This is a genomic window from Nitrosospira multiformis, from assembly GCF_003050865.1.
Lineage (GTDB): Bacteria > Pseudomonadota > Gammaproteobacteria > Burkholderiales > Nitrosomonadaceae > Nitrosospira > Nitrosospira multiformis_E.
Map to the genome: position 1 here is coordinate 1 of NZ_QAOK01000013.1, position 15220 is coordinate 15220.

At 53.2% G+C, this 15220-nt stretch carries 12 protein-coding genes; 5 read left to right on the forward strand and 7 right to left on the reverse strand.

Annotated elements, in window-relative coordinates; all coding sequences use genetic code 11:
* Positions 1-110 precede the first annotated feature (110 nt).
* From rsgA to C8R21_RS08160, 3 genes are read right to left on the reverse strand one after another with little or no spacing between them, the layout of a single operon-like run.
* On the reverse strand, positions 111-1052 hold the full coding sequence (gene rsgA / locus C8R21_RS08150) for a ribosome small subunit-dependent GTPase A (protein ID WP_107762260.1): 942 nt from the start codon (positions 1050-1052) through the stop codon (positions 111-113).
* On the reverse strand, positions 1049-1390 hold the full coding sequence (locus C8R21_RS08155; RefSeq protein WP_107762261.1) for a 4a-hydroxytetrahydrobiopterin dehydratase: 342 nt from the start codon (positions 1388-1390) through the stop codon (positions 1049-1051). Before C8R21_RS08155 ends, rsgA begins: the two co-directional genes overlap by 4 nt.
* Positions 1391-1421: 31 nt before the next feature.
* A complete protein-coding gene (locus C8R21_RS08160; protein ID WP_107762262.1) occupies positions 1422-2678 on the reverse strand; it encodes a M48 family metallopeptidase in 1257 nt (418 codons plus the stop codon).
* A 107-nt stretch (positions 2679-2785) separates the two neighbouring features.
* On the opposite strand from C8R21_RS08160, the gene orn reads away from it, so the two are divergent.
* Positions 2786-3340 (forward strand): oligoribonuclease, encoded by a 555-nt coding sequence (orn, locus tag C8R21_RS08165; protein ID WP_107762313.1) that lies wholly within the window; start codon positions 2786-2788, stop codon positions 3338-3340.
* 79 nt (positions 3341-3419) lie between these two features.
* Complete coding sequence (gene glgP, locus C8R21_RS08170) at positions 3420-5978, forward strand: alpha-glucan family phosphorylase (RefSeq protein ID WP_107762263.1); 2559 nt, start codon at positions 3420-3422, stop codon at positions 5976-5978.
* 66 nt (positions 5979-6044) lie between these two features.
* On the opposite strand, the gene glgA is transcribed toward glgP, so the two are convergent.
* The 4 genes from glgA to C8R21_RS08190 all read right to left on the reverse strand — a co-directional run bounded on the left by glgA (position 6045) and on the right by C8R21_RS08190 (position 10651).
* Entirely contained in the window at positions 6045-7535 is a 1491-nt protein-coding gene (glgA, locus tag C8R21_RS08175) for a glycogen synthase GlgA (protein ID WP_107762264.1), read from the reverse strand.
* A 163-nt stretch (positions 7536-7698) separates the two neighbouring features.
* The gene (gene glgB / locus C8R21_RS08180) at positions 7699-9939 is read right to left on the reverse strand and encodes a 1,4-alpha-glucan branching protein GlgB (RefSeq protein ID WP_107762265.1); all 2241 of its coding nucleotides are present in this window, start codon (positions 9937-9939) and stop codon (positions 7699-7701) included.
* 166 nt (positions 9940-10105) lie between these two features.
* Entirely contained in the window at positions 10106-10378 is a 273-nt protein-coding gene (locus C8R21_RS16660; RefSeq protein ID WP_219906630.1) for a zinc ribbon domain-containing protein, read from the reverse strand.
* Between the two features lie 48 nt (positions 10379-10426).
* On the reverse strand, positions 10427-10651 hold the full coding sequence (locus C8R21_RS08190) for a hypothetical protein (RefSeq protein ID WP_107762266.1): 225 nt from the start codon (positions 10649-10651) through the stop codon (positions 10427-10429).
* Between the two features lie 503 nt (positions 10652-11154).
* Between C8R21_RS08190 and glgC the strand changes: the two genes are divergently transcribed.
* The 3 genes from glgC (at position 11155) to fdxA (ending at position 15218) form a co-directional block, all read left to right on the forward strand.
* A complete protein-coding gene (gene glgC, locus C8R21_RS08195) occupies positions 11155-12432 on the forward strand; it encodes a glucose-1-phosphate adenylyltransferase (RefSeq protein ID WP_107762267.1) in 1278 nt (425 codons plus the stop codon).
* A gap of 49 nt (positions 12433-12481) precedes the next feature.
* On the forward strand, positions 12482-14182 hold the full coding sequence (locus C8R21_RS08200; RefSeq protein ID WP_107762268.1) for a glycoside hydrolase family 57 protein: 1701 nt from the start codon (positions 12482-12484) through the stop codon (positions 14180-14182).
* Between the two features lie 712 nt (positions 14183-14894).
* Positions 14895-15218 (forward strand): ferredoxin FdxA, encoded by a 324-nt coding sequence (fdxA, locus tag C8R21_RS08205; protein WP_107762269.1) that lies wholly within the window; start codon positions 14895-14897, stop codon positions 15216-15218.
* Positions 15219-15220: the final 2 nt, after the last annotated feature.

Here is a 15220-nt window from a genome sequence, read left to right on the forward strand (position 1 = left end):
ACCGCTTCTTCTTCATGGCAAACAGCCCTCCTTTCAAGGTCAAGTTTGCCGAAAAACTCACTTTCTGTCTGGTCCTGAATTCCTAAAGCAGATCATGGATTGTAAACCCGTTACTGGATTTTCGTCCGGGAGGGAGAAGACGGAATACGATTCGTGCGTAGTGAGGTGATGAGTTTATGGTAGAGATCAATGCGGCGTACGCTCACCTTATTCTCCTGCATCGCATCCATCAACGCGCACCCTGGTTCGCTTGAATGACGGCAGTTATTGAACTTGCATTTGTCGATGTAGGGACGAAATTCCCTGAATCCCCAGGTGATATCCTCAATGCTCAGATGCTGCAAGCCAAATTGCTGAACTCCGGGAGAATCTATGATCCGGGTATTCCTGTCGAGATGATAAAGCCGCGCATGAGTTGTCGTGTGACGCCCTGCATCGAGTGTGGCGGAAATGTCGGCAGTGGCACGCCCAGCGGCAGGAACAAGCGCATTGATAATGGTGGATTTTCCCATACCGGATTGACCCACTAGTACGCTGAGATGGTTTTCCAGATGGGATAGCAGGGGTTTTATGTCGTTTCTGGCACTGATGGGTAACAAAGCGTAGCCAAGCTCGCGGTAGAGTGAGAGCCTATCCAGCGCAGCGCTGCTAGAGCCTGCCAGGTCTGTCTTGTTGAGTACGATCAGAACATTGAGCCGCTGGCTTTCGGCGGCAACCAGGCAGCGGTTTATCAGTTCCTCGCTGAAGCTTGGGACTGCGGCCACTACAATGATTACCTGAGTCGCATTGGCTGCGATGAGTTTCTCGCGGGAGATATCACTACGGTATAAAAGCGCGCTACGTGGCAAGATCCTTTCGATAACTCCCTGCTCAGGCGCCGTTTGATGGATTTCAACCTGATCGCCGCATGCCGCCCCGCTCTTTTTTCCACGTAACACGCATATGAGCGTCGAGTTATCCGCGGTTTTAACGAGGAAATGTCTGCCGAATGCCGCTACGATTTCTCCATGAAGGGGAGGTGAGGTAACTGATGGGCGGCCTGGCGATCTCAAATTTGAAAAAGCGTGTCAATTTTCGCGGCGCAAATAAAGTCATTCTCCGACAAACCACCGATAGCATGGGTTGTGTATTCCACCAGGCATTTGTTGTAACCTGCAGTAATGTCGGGATGATGGTCCTCACGGTGTGATATCCATGCTATAGCGTTAACGAATGCCATTGTTTGATAGTAGTTCTTGAAACTGAATTCCTTGCGAATCATTTTTCCAAGATAGTTCCAGCCATCGAGCTGCCGCATCAACTGAGTTATTTCCTCCTGTGACAAAGGAGGCATCGCTCCTTCACAAGGCTTGCATTGTTTTGTAGCGAGATCATTGACAGTGGTATTCATTCGCGCTCCTGCTGATCAATATAGAACAGAGTTAATTATGCGCCAGACTTCTCAATCGCGCTATCCTCAGCGCGGCAGGCGGGTGAGAATCATAAAATGTCGAGTGCAGAGGATCCGGCGTAAGTGTCGAGGCATTGTCCTGATAAAGTTTCAGGAGCGCGCGCACGAGATCGGCTGCGGAAGCATTGTGCGCGGCATACTCATCCGCTTCAAACTCGTGTTTGCGCGAGTACAGGCTTGCCAGTGGCTGAAACAGGAAAGTGAACACAGGCATTATCAGGAAAAACAGCAGCAAGGCCATCCCTGTGGAGGGCACTGTCGCAACCGGGACGCCCAATCCCTGGTAAAACCAGTCCTGTTGCATCAGGTAGCCAAGCCCCCAGAGAAACAGCAGACTCATAGCGAATGTCCAGGCAATGCGCTTTATGACATGGTGACGCCTGAAATGCCCTAACTCGTGCGCCAGCACCGCTTCAATTTCCTGTGCATCGAGCCGGGACAGCAGGGTATCGAAGAAGACAATCCTTTTTGTTTTGCCGAATCCTGTGAAATAGGCGTTGCCATGATTGCTGCGGCGCGATCCATCCATCACGAAAAGACCGCTGGACTTGAAGCCGCATTTCCGCATCAGCTCTTCAATCCGCGTCTTCAAAGAAACATCGTCCAGCGGAGTGAATTTGTTGAAGAGAGGAGCGATCCAGGTAGGGAAGATCGCCAGCACCAGCAAGTTGAAGATCACCCATGCCAGCCAGACATAAAACCACCAGTATTCACCCATTTTTTCCATCAACCACAGGACGGCAAGCAGCAGCGGCATGCCCAGCACGATTCCCAGGGTAAACCGCTTTGCCAGATCAAGGAAGAACATGCGCGGATTCATTTTGTTGAAGCCGAACTGCTCTTCTATTACGAAGGTGCGATAGTAACTCAGGGGTACGCCGACTACGCTCGTCAGGAACATGACGCTTGCGATAAGCGCCACCCCGTGCATCAACGGATCGTTCGTCCAATTCGATACAGCGGTATAGAGAGCGTTCAGCCCGCCTCCGAGGGTGAGTATCAACAGCAGCACAACATCGAGCAGGATGCTGACATATCCGAGACGGGTTTTCGCGCAGGTATAGTCGGCTGCTTTCTGGTGCGCCTTCAATGATATCTGTGACGAAAAATCCTGCGGAACCTGATCGCGATGTGAAATGACGTGGTCGATGTGCCGTTTCGCCAGCCATATTCGCGTAAGAGAAGTGACGGTCAGGACGGTAAGAAAAATGATAGTGAAAATAGACATGTGCAAGTGAAAGTTGTACTGCTCCAAATCAGGATTTATGGTTGAAGGATGACTGATCAATAGCGATATGACACAATTACATGTCGAAAATTCAGAGTGATTCAATTATGACACAAGACAATGGCCGTCTCATCTGGATCGATATGGAAATGAGCGGACTCAGCCCGGACAGTGACCGCATACTCGAAATCGCTCTGGTCGTAACGGATTCATGGTTGGATATTCTTGCAGAAGCCCCGGTGCTGGTCTTGTCGCAATCTGAATCGGTGCTCGATGGAATGGATAGCTGGAACAAATCCACGCATGCGAAATCGGGCCTGGTGGCAAAGGTGCAGGCATCCGGGCTGACGGAAACCGAAGTGGAAGCACGTATGATTGCTTTTCTTCAAGAACATATTTCTGCCGGAGTTTCGCCAATGTGCGGCAATTCGATCTGCCAGGATCGGCGTTTTCTGGCACGCTGGATGCCTCGGCTGGAAGCCTATTTCCATTACCGGAACCTCGACGTAAGCACCTTGAAGGAACTGGCAAAGCGCTGGAAACCAGAAATTCTGGGCGGCGTGACAAAACAGTGCAAGCATGAAGCGCTGTCGGATATATACGACTCCATTGCGGAGCTGAAGTATTACCGTGAACATTTCATGCAAGCGGTAGAGCCATGAGCCGGGTCGATATAAAAAACCCGGGATCAGGCCGACTATTTCCGTACCCCATTTTTCAACCTCTCAGGGAAGATTGAGCATGTCGAAAGGTACCTTGTTTACCATTGCTGTCACCCCGAAGATACCGCCCCGGCTGGAACGCCTCGAAGATCTTGCCAACGATCTTTGGTACAGCTGGGATCGAGCCACGCGCTCGCTGTTCTCACGTCTCGATCCGACCTTGTGGGGAGCCGTCGGACATAACCCGAAAGCTTTCCTCAAGCGTGTGGATGAAACACTGCTGCTCAAGGCAGCCGAAGATCAGGTTTTTCTGGCCAATTACAACAGCATAGTGTCCGCTTATGACTACTATCATTCAGAGACGTTGTGGAATGGCATTAATACGAGCCTGAACCCGAGCGACAAAATCGCCTATTTCTGTTTCGAATTCGGTTTTCATGAGAGTTTCCCGATTTATTCGGGAGGACTTGGCATTCTGGCGGGTGATCACTGCAAGGCAGCCAGCGACTTGCGCCTGCCATTGATCGGCATCGGCTTGCTCTACCGTCAGGGATATTTTTTCCAGACGATCGATAACCAGGGGAACCAACAGGTCATTTACGCTGATTCGGATTTTTCGGATTTGCCTGTTGCGCCAGTCCTGCGGCAGGATGGATCTGAAGTACGAATAGAAGTGGAGTTGTTGCAACGCCGGGTAGCGGTAAAGGTTTGGCGGGCAAAAATAGGACATGTAAGCCTGTATCTGCTGGACACGGACCTGCCTGAAAACTCGGTGGGCGATCGCGACATCACGCATCAGCTCTATGGGGGCGACAGAGTGATGCGCATCGAGCAGGAAATCATGCTTGGTGTGGGCGGGATCCGCGCACTACGGGAAATGGGCATCGAGCCGACGATATGGCACATCAACGAAGGCCACGCAGCTTTCATGATGCTGGAGCGCATTCGCGGCCATGTGCAGCAGGGTCTGGATTTTCCCGCAGCACTCGAAGCCGTAGCTGCAAGCACCGTATTTACAACCCATACAGCAGTGCCCGCGGGGCACGATCATTTCAGTGATGACTTGATCAACGCCTATTTTGAGCCGTTCTATCGTGATCTCCATATTACTCGTGAGGACTTTATCGGGCTTGGCCGTGTCCCGGGAAGTGACGATTTCAACATGACCGATCTCGCCATCCGCGCCTCACGCTATCAGAATGGCGTAAGCAAGATCCACGGGAATGTCTCTGCGCGTATCTGCAAGGAGGTGTGGCCGCAGATCGAGCCGGAAGAAAATCCGATGTCATACATCACGAACGGAGTGCATGTTCCCACGTTTCTCGCACAGGAATGGGCCGACCTGTTCGACCGCTACCTGGGATACGAGTGGCGTAATAACATGTGCGAGACGGAATACTGGTCGCGCATCGACACCATTCCTGATCATCTGTTCTGGAGTGTCCGCCAAACTCTGAAATCACAGATGTTCTATGGCATACGCGCGCGCCTCACCACGCAGAATACCCGCAATCATGGTTCTGAAGCACATATTGACCGGCTTCTGCGCTTCACCGATCCTATCAACCCGAACATTCTGACACTGGGCTTTGGTCGGCGCTTTGCCACCTATAAACGCGCGACCCTGCTATTCGAGGATCTCGATTGGCTGCGCAGAATCATGCTCCACCAGGAACGACCGGTGATGATCGTCTTTGCCGGAAAAGCGCATCCTGCGGATGTGCCTGGACAGGATCTGATCCGGAGAGTGAGTGAAGTTGCACGAATGCCCGAATTCGAAGGCCAGGTTCTCCTGGTCGAAGACTATGATCTCCGCCTTGCCCGCCGTCTGGTGGCCGGTGTGGACGTATGGATCAACAGTCCCGTGTATCCGTTGGAGGCGAGCGGAACCTCCGGCATGAAGGCAGGCATCAACGGAACAATCAACCTGAGCGTCCTTGATGGGTGGTGGGGGGAAGGCTATGACGGAAAGAATGGCTGGGCTATCAAGCCGGGGCCCGAGAATATGGATGTAGTGCGTCGCGACAAGGAGGAAAGCAAGGATTTTTATGAAACGCTGCAGGACCATGTGGCTCCCCTTTACTATAACCGCGATAAGCTGGGCTATTCTTCGGGCTGGGTAAAGATGGCCAAGAATTCGATGAAGTCGCTGCTGCCGCGTTACAACGCCACCCGCATGGTGACTGAATACACTACAAAGTTTTACCTGCCGGCAAAAAAGCAGGGTGCGCTTTACGCGGCGGATGACTTCAGCAACGCAAGAAAGATAGCGGCCTGGAAAGCATTCGTAAGAAAAGCGTGGCCAGGCGTTACGATCCGGCGGCTGGTTACGCCCTCTGGCCAGATCAGTTTCGGCGAGGCAGTGGATTTTCGTGTCGCAGTGAGGCTGAACGGGCTACAACCGGAGGATGTAGTGGTCGAACTGATGATCTGTCGTCGATTGAAAAAGACTACGCTATGCTCGTTCAAGCATGTCCGCTTCGAGTTCAGCGGTATCGAGGAAGAATCGGCCGAGCACCTGTTCGAACTGGATCATACGCCCGACTTGTGCGGCAAGCTGGACTACTATATCCGGGTTTATCCGTATCATGCTTTGCTGACCCATCCATTCGAAATGGGGATGATGGTGTGGCTGTAGGTTTCCTCCATCTGCCTTTGTCTTCTCTACCCGCCTCTGTCCGTCGCGGACATGGAGCTTGCGGGCCTATCGTTTCTGGTTGAGCAGCGACAGGTAGATTTTCTGGTAGTCGGCTGCGCTGGCACGCCAGCTGAAATCCTGCGCCATACCGTTTCGCATCAAACGATGCCACACCGGTTTGTCACGATACGCCGCAACAGTCCTCTCCAATGCGTCCAGAAAGGCCTCGGGCGTCAGTTCATGAAATACGAAACCCGTGGCGGTTCCATCAGCCAGGCTCTCCGGGGTGCAGTCAACGACGGTATCGAGCAGGCCGCCTGTCCCATGGACGAGGGGAGGAGTGCCGTAGCACTGGCTGTACATCTGATTCAGGCCGCAGGGTTCGAACCTCGATGGCATCAGGAAGCTGTCAACCCCTGCTTCTATCAGGTGCGCCAGTTTTTCGTCAAAACCGATACGTACCGCCATTTTTCCGGGATGATTTCTTGCCATCCGCATCAGCTCCTGCTCCAGCATCGTTTCGCCACTCCCCAAAATAGCGAGTTGCCCCGGTATGCCAATCAGTTGTGTGACGATCTGCAAAAGCAGATCATAGCCTTTCTGATAAGTGAGGCGACTCACCGCGCCAAACAGCGGAACATCAGGATCGACGGTAAGCCCCAGTTGCTGTTGCAGCACGGTCTTGTTGATGACTTTGCCGGCCAGATCATCCATCGAATAGTTTTGCTCGAGATGGGGATCATGGAGAGGATTCCACTCATCGGAGATGCCGTTCACGATGCCCGTGATGCATTCGTGCCGCAGGGAGAGTAGTCCTTCCATGCCAAAACCGAGAGGCGGCTCCTGAATCTCCCTCGCATAAGTCGGGCTTACAGTGACGATGTGGTCGCAATAGTAGAGTCCAGCCTTGAGGAAAGACATGCCTCCATAGTATTCCACCCCTTCCGGATGGAAGCTGGTCTGAGGCAATCCCAGCTGAGGCACAGTTTCGGGGGAAAATACCCCCTGAAAAGCGAGGTTATGAATCACCATCAGAGACGCTGCCTTCGTTCCCTCATGGAAATGGAGATAGGCAGGCACCAGGCCGCTTTGCCAGTCATTGCAATGAACAACGTTTGGATTCCAGTCCAGAGGGCTGGCATCGCTTGCCAGAATGGCGCCGATTTTTGAGAGAAGACCAAAGCGTATCGCATTATCAGGCCAGTTGTGTCCCTGGGCGTCGGTGTAGGGGCCTCCGTCACGCCAGTAGAGTTCCGGGCAATCAATAATGAACAGGGGAACATTGCCAGAAGTGCCAAATGGCAGTTTTGCCGACAGCAGCGTTGCTGCCGGAAATGAGGATTGAGCGGCAAACTCCGCTATCTTCTGCTTGTTTTTCAATCCGTTGAGCACCTGGGGATAGCCCGGAATGAGTATGCGCACGTCTGCTCCAAGCTCGCTCAAGGCCGTGGGCAAGGCAGCGCTCACCTCACCCAGCCCCCCGGTTTTGTTAAGAGGGTGAATCTCGGGCGTGATGAACAGAACGTCGAGATGCGGATGTGATCGCGCAGGAGTCATGAGTTTTTCCGTTTATTGTTCATTGTCATATGGGAGCCGGAGTTAACTGGGCAGGAGCATAGGCATGACGCTACGTGGCGCTCGCATGCCAAAGTGCGTTATTGATTATTGCCGCGGCATTATTGCGGTTACGGACTCATTCCGGAGGATCAACCTGCCTCCCTTATCCGTCGGTGCTGGTTGCAGGCAGATCAGTATGAACGAAAATGAGCCCGGCAAGCGGGGGCAGGGTGATAACAATTGAATCCGCCTGTTCCATGGAAGGCTGGGCAGTTGTCTGGATACTTCCCATGTTACCGAGATCGCTGCCTCCATAGTAACGAGAATCGCTGTTGAAGATTTCCTGATAGCTCCCGGCTGCAGGCACGCCGATGCGGTAACGGCTGCGTGGCACCGGCGTAAAATTGAGTACCACCAGAGCAAACGAACCGTTCCGTGCAAAACGCAGATAACTGATCACGGAGTTATCCGCATCGTGACAATCCACCCACGAAAAGCCTTCCGGCTCAAAATCACGTTGATGCAATGCAGCAACGGTATTGTACAGTTGGTTGAGGTCACGCACTGCCATCTTTACTCCATGATGCCAGCTATCGGCCAACTGATACCAGTCGAGTTCGCGCGATGAATTCCACTCCCGCCCCTGGGCAAATTCATTCCCCATGAAATTGAGTTTTTTTCCGGGATATGTCATCTGATAGGTAAACAGCAGGCGCAGGTTCGCGAATTGTTGCCATGCATCTCCCGGCATCTTGCCCAAGAGCGAACCTTTGCCGTGAACGACTTCATCATGGGAGAACGGCAGCACGAAATTTTCGCTGTATGCGTACAACTGGCCGAATGTCAACTGGTCGTGATGGAAACGCCGGTAGACCGGATCATTGCGCATATACGCCAGAGTGTCGTTCATCCAGCCCATGTTCCACTTCATGGAAAAACCCAGGCCGCCGAGGTAAGTGGGGCGGGACACACCCGGCCATGCGGTGGATTCCTCGGCAAGTGTCAGCGCGCCCGGGAATTCCTGATGCACCATGATATTCAGTTCCCGCAGAAAATCGATGGCTTCCAGATTCTCCCTGCCACCATATCTGTTCGGCAGCCATTCGCCCGGAAGCCGCGAATAGTCGAGATAGAGCATGGAAGCGACAGCATCGACGCGCAGCCCGTCAAGATGGAATTCCGATAGCCAGTAGTGGGCGCTGGAAAGGAGAAATGATTTCACCTCATTACGCCCGTAGTTGAAAATGTGCGTCCCCCAGTCCTGATGCAGGCCCATGCGGGGATCCTCATGTTCATATAGCGCGCTGCCATCGAATCGGGCCAGGGCGAAAGCATCCTGTGGAAAGTGCGCGGGAACCCAGTCCAGGATTACGCCGATTGCCTGCTGATGACAGGCGTTGATGAAAAATTTCAGATCGTCCGATGTGCCGTACCGGCTGGTTGCGGCAAAATAACCCGTCGTCTGATAACCCCAGGATTCATCCAGGGGATGTTCCGAAATGGGGAGCAACTCGATATGCGTGTACCCCATTTCCCGTACATGCGGGATCAGATGACCGGCAAGCTCGCGGTATGAATAGAAACTTCCATTCGCGTGCCGTTTCCATGACCCGGCATGAACTTCATAAATATTGAGCGGAGTGCTAAGCCAATCCCATCCTGCGCGCTGGGTCATCCACTGCGCATCATTCCACGTCATCTTGCTGTCGGGCGGGGTACGGGCGGCAGTGCCGGGGCGTACTTCATAATGGCGGGCATAAGGATCCGTTTTAAGAAAGATCGCGCCGGTATCACGATTCCGGATTTCATATTTATAAAATGAATCCGTCGGCACACCGGGGATGAACAATTCCCATACTCCACTCTGACCATGGGAGGTCATCGGATGGATACGCCCATCCCAACGGTTAAAGCTTCCCACCACACTGACGCGTTCCGCATTCGGCGCCCAGACGGAAAAACGAACTCCGGCAACCCCTTCCATTTCCACCCGATGAGAGCCGAGCGTCCTATAAGCCTGATGCAAGCGGCCTTCGTTGAACAGATACAGGTCATGTTCCGAAACTTGCGGAGGGAACGCATAGGCGTCATAAGTATCGTACACACGTGCTGGTGCTTCGAAGGAAGCCTCCTCGATGCGTAGCTGATAAGGCCGGCGCGGCGGTATAAGTCCCCACCATTCAAAAATTCCCCCAGGATGGACTCTTGTCATGCTTTCGAAACCGCCGCCTGTATCAATCCAGAGGCTTGCAGCATGAGGATGGAAGGCGCGCACCACCCAATGCTCATGTTCCGCATGGGCGCCAAGGAAGCTGAAAGGATCGTGCAGGCGCCCGGCCAGCAGGGCATGCAGCCGGTGGTCTCCCTTGATGGAGGAACGCTGTATTGTAAGATGCGGTCGCATGTATCGATTATAGCGTGGGATAGCCCGGGATAGCGATGGCGGAACTGCATACGAACAGGACTGATTTACGGGAGCTCGCCGGGATCGCCTGGACACGCCAAAGATCTCGTCAATTACTGAGGTTTTCTTACAGCCACGTAAATAACCCGTGACTGAAGTCTAGGCTTTATTGTGAAATATGGATACTGCCAGCCACATTTCCAACATAAGGCGTATTTACAATCGCCCTTGGCAAGACAGCAGTCCTGCCAATCCGGGCAAGGTTTCGACTTGCATTCAAGTCGGCGTGCGCCCGGAGACCACACGAACACTCCACACGATGCCTGGCGCGTTTACCAATGCCGCCACACTCCGAACACGTCTGGCTGGTATGGGCGGGGTTGACGTATTCGACCGCAATTTCTGCCGCACTGGCCTTGTACTCGACAAAGGTTTGCAATTGGCGGAAAGCCCAACGGTGCAGCGGATTTCGGCGGATGATCTCTTTTTAATGATCAGTACATAAGTAGGAGAGAACATTGTCGTCCTGCTCCAGCATTTCTTCCAGGTGGGCCGCGTTCTCTTCTTTTACGTCGATAAACGCCAGATCATGCTTACCGTTGTAGTGCTGGACCGCATCTCGCCACGAGCCCTCACATGCAAGGGCGAGCGCGTTGACTGCAAACGACCCCCTGTTGGCGAAGATGATTTTGTAGCTTCTGGTTGCTGCCACTTTATTTCTCCTCTTGATTTGGCCTGGTTAATCGGTTGCTGCATGATTCACACTACACAGGAATATTGTTCCTGTTCCCAAGGGGGAAAGAGGGAAAGAGGGATATTTTTTAGGAGTGGAGATGTTCAAAATCCTCACGCTAATAGTTATCCTTGCTCTATAAGGATGTACGGAAAAGCCGTGATCCTGGCTCAGGTACGCTATTAAAAAAATCGCGGGCCGTACGTGCACGGCCAGCGGACTATCAAGCGAACCGGCAATGCTGGAATCCGTCCGCCCCGCACAATAATTTGTTTCGCTATTTTAGCTCGTTCCACAATGACTTTGGCAACCTCAGGCTTTGGCTTGGGTGGGGCGGGCCATAAGAGGAACAGGTGGGGAAGAAACAGCCTGGCGCAAACAAGGCGTCTGCGCTTCCTTCAATTTAGCTGCAGAAAACTGCTGCAACTGCAATAATATAGTGGTAAAAGAGTCGTCCATGCGACAATTCAAGGGAGGTCTGAATGAAATTGCCGGCTGACTTGCGCTCTTATAGCCAGATCACACGTAATTCGATAGCAATGATACTGGCGGGTGGCCGCGGCACCCGGCTGCGGCAACTGACCGACTGGCGGGCAAAACCCGCAGTTCCTTTCGGCGGCAAATTCCGCATCATTGATTTCCCTCTTTCAAATTGCGTGAATTCTGGTATTCGTCGCATTGGTGTCGCAACCCAATACAAGGCGCAAAGCCTGATTAGCCATATCCAGCAAGGATGGGGATTTCTTGACGGACGGTTCCAGGAATTCATCGAACTGTTGCCGGCACAGCAGAGGACTGAAGAAAGCTGGTACCAGGGAACAGCGGATGCCGTATACCAGAATATCGACATCCTGCGGAGTCATAATCCGGGCTATGTACTGATCCTGGGGGGCGATCACGTCTACAAGATGGATTATGCCAAATTGCTGGCCGATCACATTGCGAAATCCGCCGAGATGACTATTGCCTGTATTGATCTTCCTCTGGAGGAGGCGAGCGCTTTCGGAGTCATGAGTGTAATCAAGGACGGAAGGGTGACAGGTTTCAACGAAAAACCTTCAGTTCCCACAGCGGTGCCAAGCCGTCCGGGCTATGCACTTGTCAGCATGGGAATATACGTTTTCAACGCTGAATTTCTTTTCGATCAGTTGATACGTGATCACGACGATCCGAACTCGTCGCATGATTTCGGCAAGGATCTGATCCCGCATCTTGTTCCACGGAGCCGTGTATTCACCCACCGCTTCTCGGACAGTTGCGTGAACATGGTTTCTGGCGTACCGTATTGGCGCGACGTGGGCACAGTCGATGCGTATTGGGAGGCCAATCTCGACCTGGTTCAGGTGACGCCCGATCTGAACCTGTATGATCAGGACTGGCCGATCTGGACGCACCAGGAGCAACTGCCTCCAGCCAAATTTGTCTTTGATAATGATGACCGGCGGGGACAGGCGCTGGATTCCATGGTTTCCGGGGGCTGCATTATCAGCGGAGCAACAGTGCGCCGCTCGCTGCTGTTTTCCAATGTGCAGGTGCGAAGTTACAGCAGCCTTGAAGACTCGGTGATATTGCCGAACGTGGATGTAGGTCGAAACGCCCGGTTGAGGCGGGTAGTGGTCGACAAGAACTGCATCATTCCTCCCGGTCTGGAGGTGGGATTTGATCCGGTGGAAGACAGAAAGCGTTTTTATGTGACGGAAACGGGTGTTACGCTTGTCACTCCGGAAATGCTGGGGCAAAAGATACATTATGTAAGATAATAGAAACGGATCGGATCTGAATAAGGTTGATTAAACAGGTGTACGAGATATGCAACCAGTACAATTAGTCTTGCTGTGGCACATGCATCAGCCGGATTATCGCAATTACGAGACCGGCGAATTCATGCTCCCATGGGTATACCTGCACGCGATCAAGGATTACAGCGATATGGTCGCTCACCTTGAGGCCCACCCCCGTATGAAGGCAGTGGTCAATTTCGTGCCAGTGCTGCTGGATCAGCTCGAGGACTATGCCACCCAGTTTGCTTCCGGAGAGATCCGGGATCCGCTGTTGCGATTGCTGGCCACTCCCAGTTTGGATGACGTTTCCCAGGAAGATCGGTTACATGCCTTCGACAGTTGTTTTCGCAGCAATCATCTGACCATGATGCAGCCGTATCCTGCGTACAAACGCCTGTACGACATCCATGAAATGTTGAGGGAATACGGGGACGGGGAACTGGCCTATCTTTCCGGCCAGTATCTTGCGGATCTGCTGGTCTGGTATCACCTGGCCTGGACGGGTGAAAGCGTGCGGCGAAGCAGTGAGGTCGTGATCCAGTTGATGACCCAGGCGAAGGGTTTCAGCTATGCAGACCGGCTGCAGTTGCTCGATGTGATCGGAGAGGTTGTGCAGGGCTTGATTCCTCGTTATCGCAAACTGGTGGAATCGGGGCAGATCGAGCTTTCCACCACACCGCATTACCATCCGCTCGCACCCTTGCTGATCGATTTTTCATCCGCTCGCGAGAGCATGCCAAGTTCGGCTCTGCCAGCCGAGTCAGTTTATCCGGGAGGGCGAAGCCGTGTTGCATCCCAACTGGTTTCCGCCATTGAAAGCCATGCCGTGCGCTTTGGCGCAAGACCCGAGGGGGTATGGCCTGCGGAAGGAGCCGTATCAGCACCGCTACTTGAGATACTGGGTGAAAAAGGTTGCAAGTGGTCTGCCAGTGGCGAAGGGGTGCTGGCAAACAGTCTGCACCACTCCTATCCGGGCGAGCCTCTGCCGGAGAGGAGCCGCTTTCTTTACCGGCCATATCGGGTTGACGGAAAAGCAGGCGATGTCATTTGCTTCTTCCGGGATGAGAAATTGTCGGACATGATCGGTTTCGAGTATGCCAAGTGGTTTGGCCGGGACGCTGCTGAACATCTGGTACGAGCTCTGGAGGAGATCGGGGGTAGCGCATTGCCGGGAGAGAAACCGGTCGTGAGCGTGATTCTCGACGGTGAGAATGCCTGGGAATACTATCCCTACAATGGATATTATTTCCTCAATGATCTGTATGAAATTCTTGAAAACCACTCTTCCATCCATTCCACGACCTATCGCGACTATATCGCAGCCGAGAAAGAGACGGAAGCAGCGCGCTTGCCGGTTCTGACGGCGGGGAGCTGGGTGTATGGAACCTTCTCCACCTGGATCGGGGATCGGGACAAGAACCGTGCGTGGGATCTGCTGAGCGCGGCCAAGCAAAGCTATGATCTTGTCATGCAAAGCGGACGCCTGACTCCTGACGAAAGAGAGAAAGCGGAGCGGCAGCTTGCATCCTGTGAAAGTTCCGACTGGTTCTGGTGGTTGGGGGACTATAATCCGCCTTATGCGGTATCGAGCTTCGACCAGTTATTTCGCGACAATCTTGCCAATCTTTATGTCCTGCTGAAACTGCCGGTACCCGCCTCTGTCACTGAGCCCATCAGCCATGGGGGAGGGGTGCATGAAACGAGTGGTGCAATGCGGCGTGCCTCCTAAGGAGCCGTCTGAACAAATCCTCTGTAGAGCGCGTTGCTGTCAAAATCGGGATGATCACGAGGCGCGCGACGAAGGTCGTAGCTTGGACTACGATGCCAAGAAGCGCAACGAAGTGGCACTCTAGGGTCGCCCGAGGGACTCGCGAAGCGGGATCGAGCAGCGTCGAGTGCCACGACTGCGGTCCAGCTTGCCCCGTGAGTGCACAGCATCCCGCTTCGAGGTCGCATCTTCCTTCGGAAGACACTGCTCCTCTCTCCGCGGTCGCCGGCCGATTTTGCTGGAACCCCTATGGGACGGGGCCTTGCCGGCCATCTGCTTTGTCAGGCTCCTAGCGAAGGGGATCAACCATTCGCGTCGTCGCCTTTCGCGCATCTCATCCTGCAAAGCCACCGTCGCGCCTACGAGGGATTTGTTCAGGCGGCTCCCTAAGCCCTGCTTTTATTCCTTGTTTCTATTCCTGCTGTAAAGCAAAACGGGGGAAGCCATGTACCCGTAGCCACTTGGACAAAGTGCGCTCCGACATATTCGCGCTCATCCGCTTGATCGAACCGCAGACTCTTTCGAGTCCGACACAGCCCAGTGACAGAGCAGGTGACGCCACAGGGCCTTAAACCCATGATTGCAGTATGGTTCGGAGTCATGGGGCTATAGTGATGTTCATAAAATTTCTGGTAAAATTGCGGATTCTCCAAGAGCTCAGCAAGGATCTGTCATGACTTATGTGGTAACTGAAAGTTGTATCAAATGCAAATACACGGATTGCGTGGACGTGTGTCCAGTGGATTGCTTTCGGGAGGGGCCCAATTTTCTGGTGATTGATCCTGACGAGTGCATCGACTGCACTTTGTGTGTGGCTGAGTGTCCGGTAGAGGCTATTTACTCTGAGGACGATGTACCGGGAACTCAGCAACATTTCATCGCACTCAATGCTGAATTATCCAAATCTTGGAAACCTATCATCGAGAAAAAGGATGCCCCGCCTGATGCCGACGATTGGGCAAAAGTGACGGAAAAGCTGGAAAAGCTGGAACGCTGATT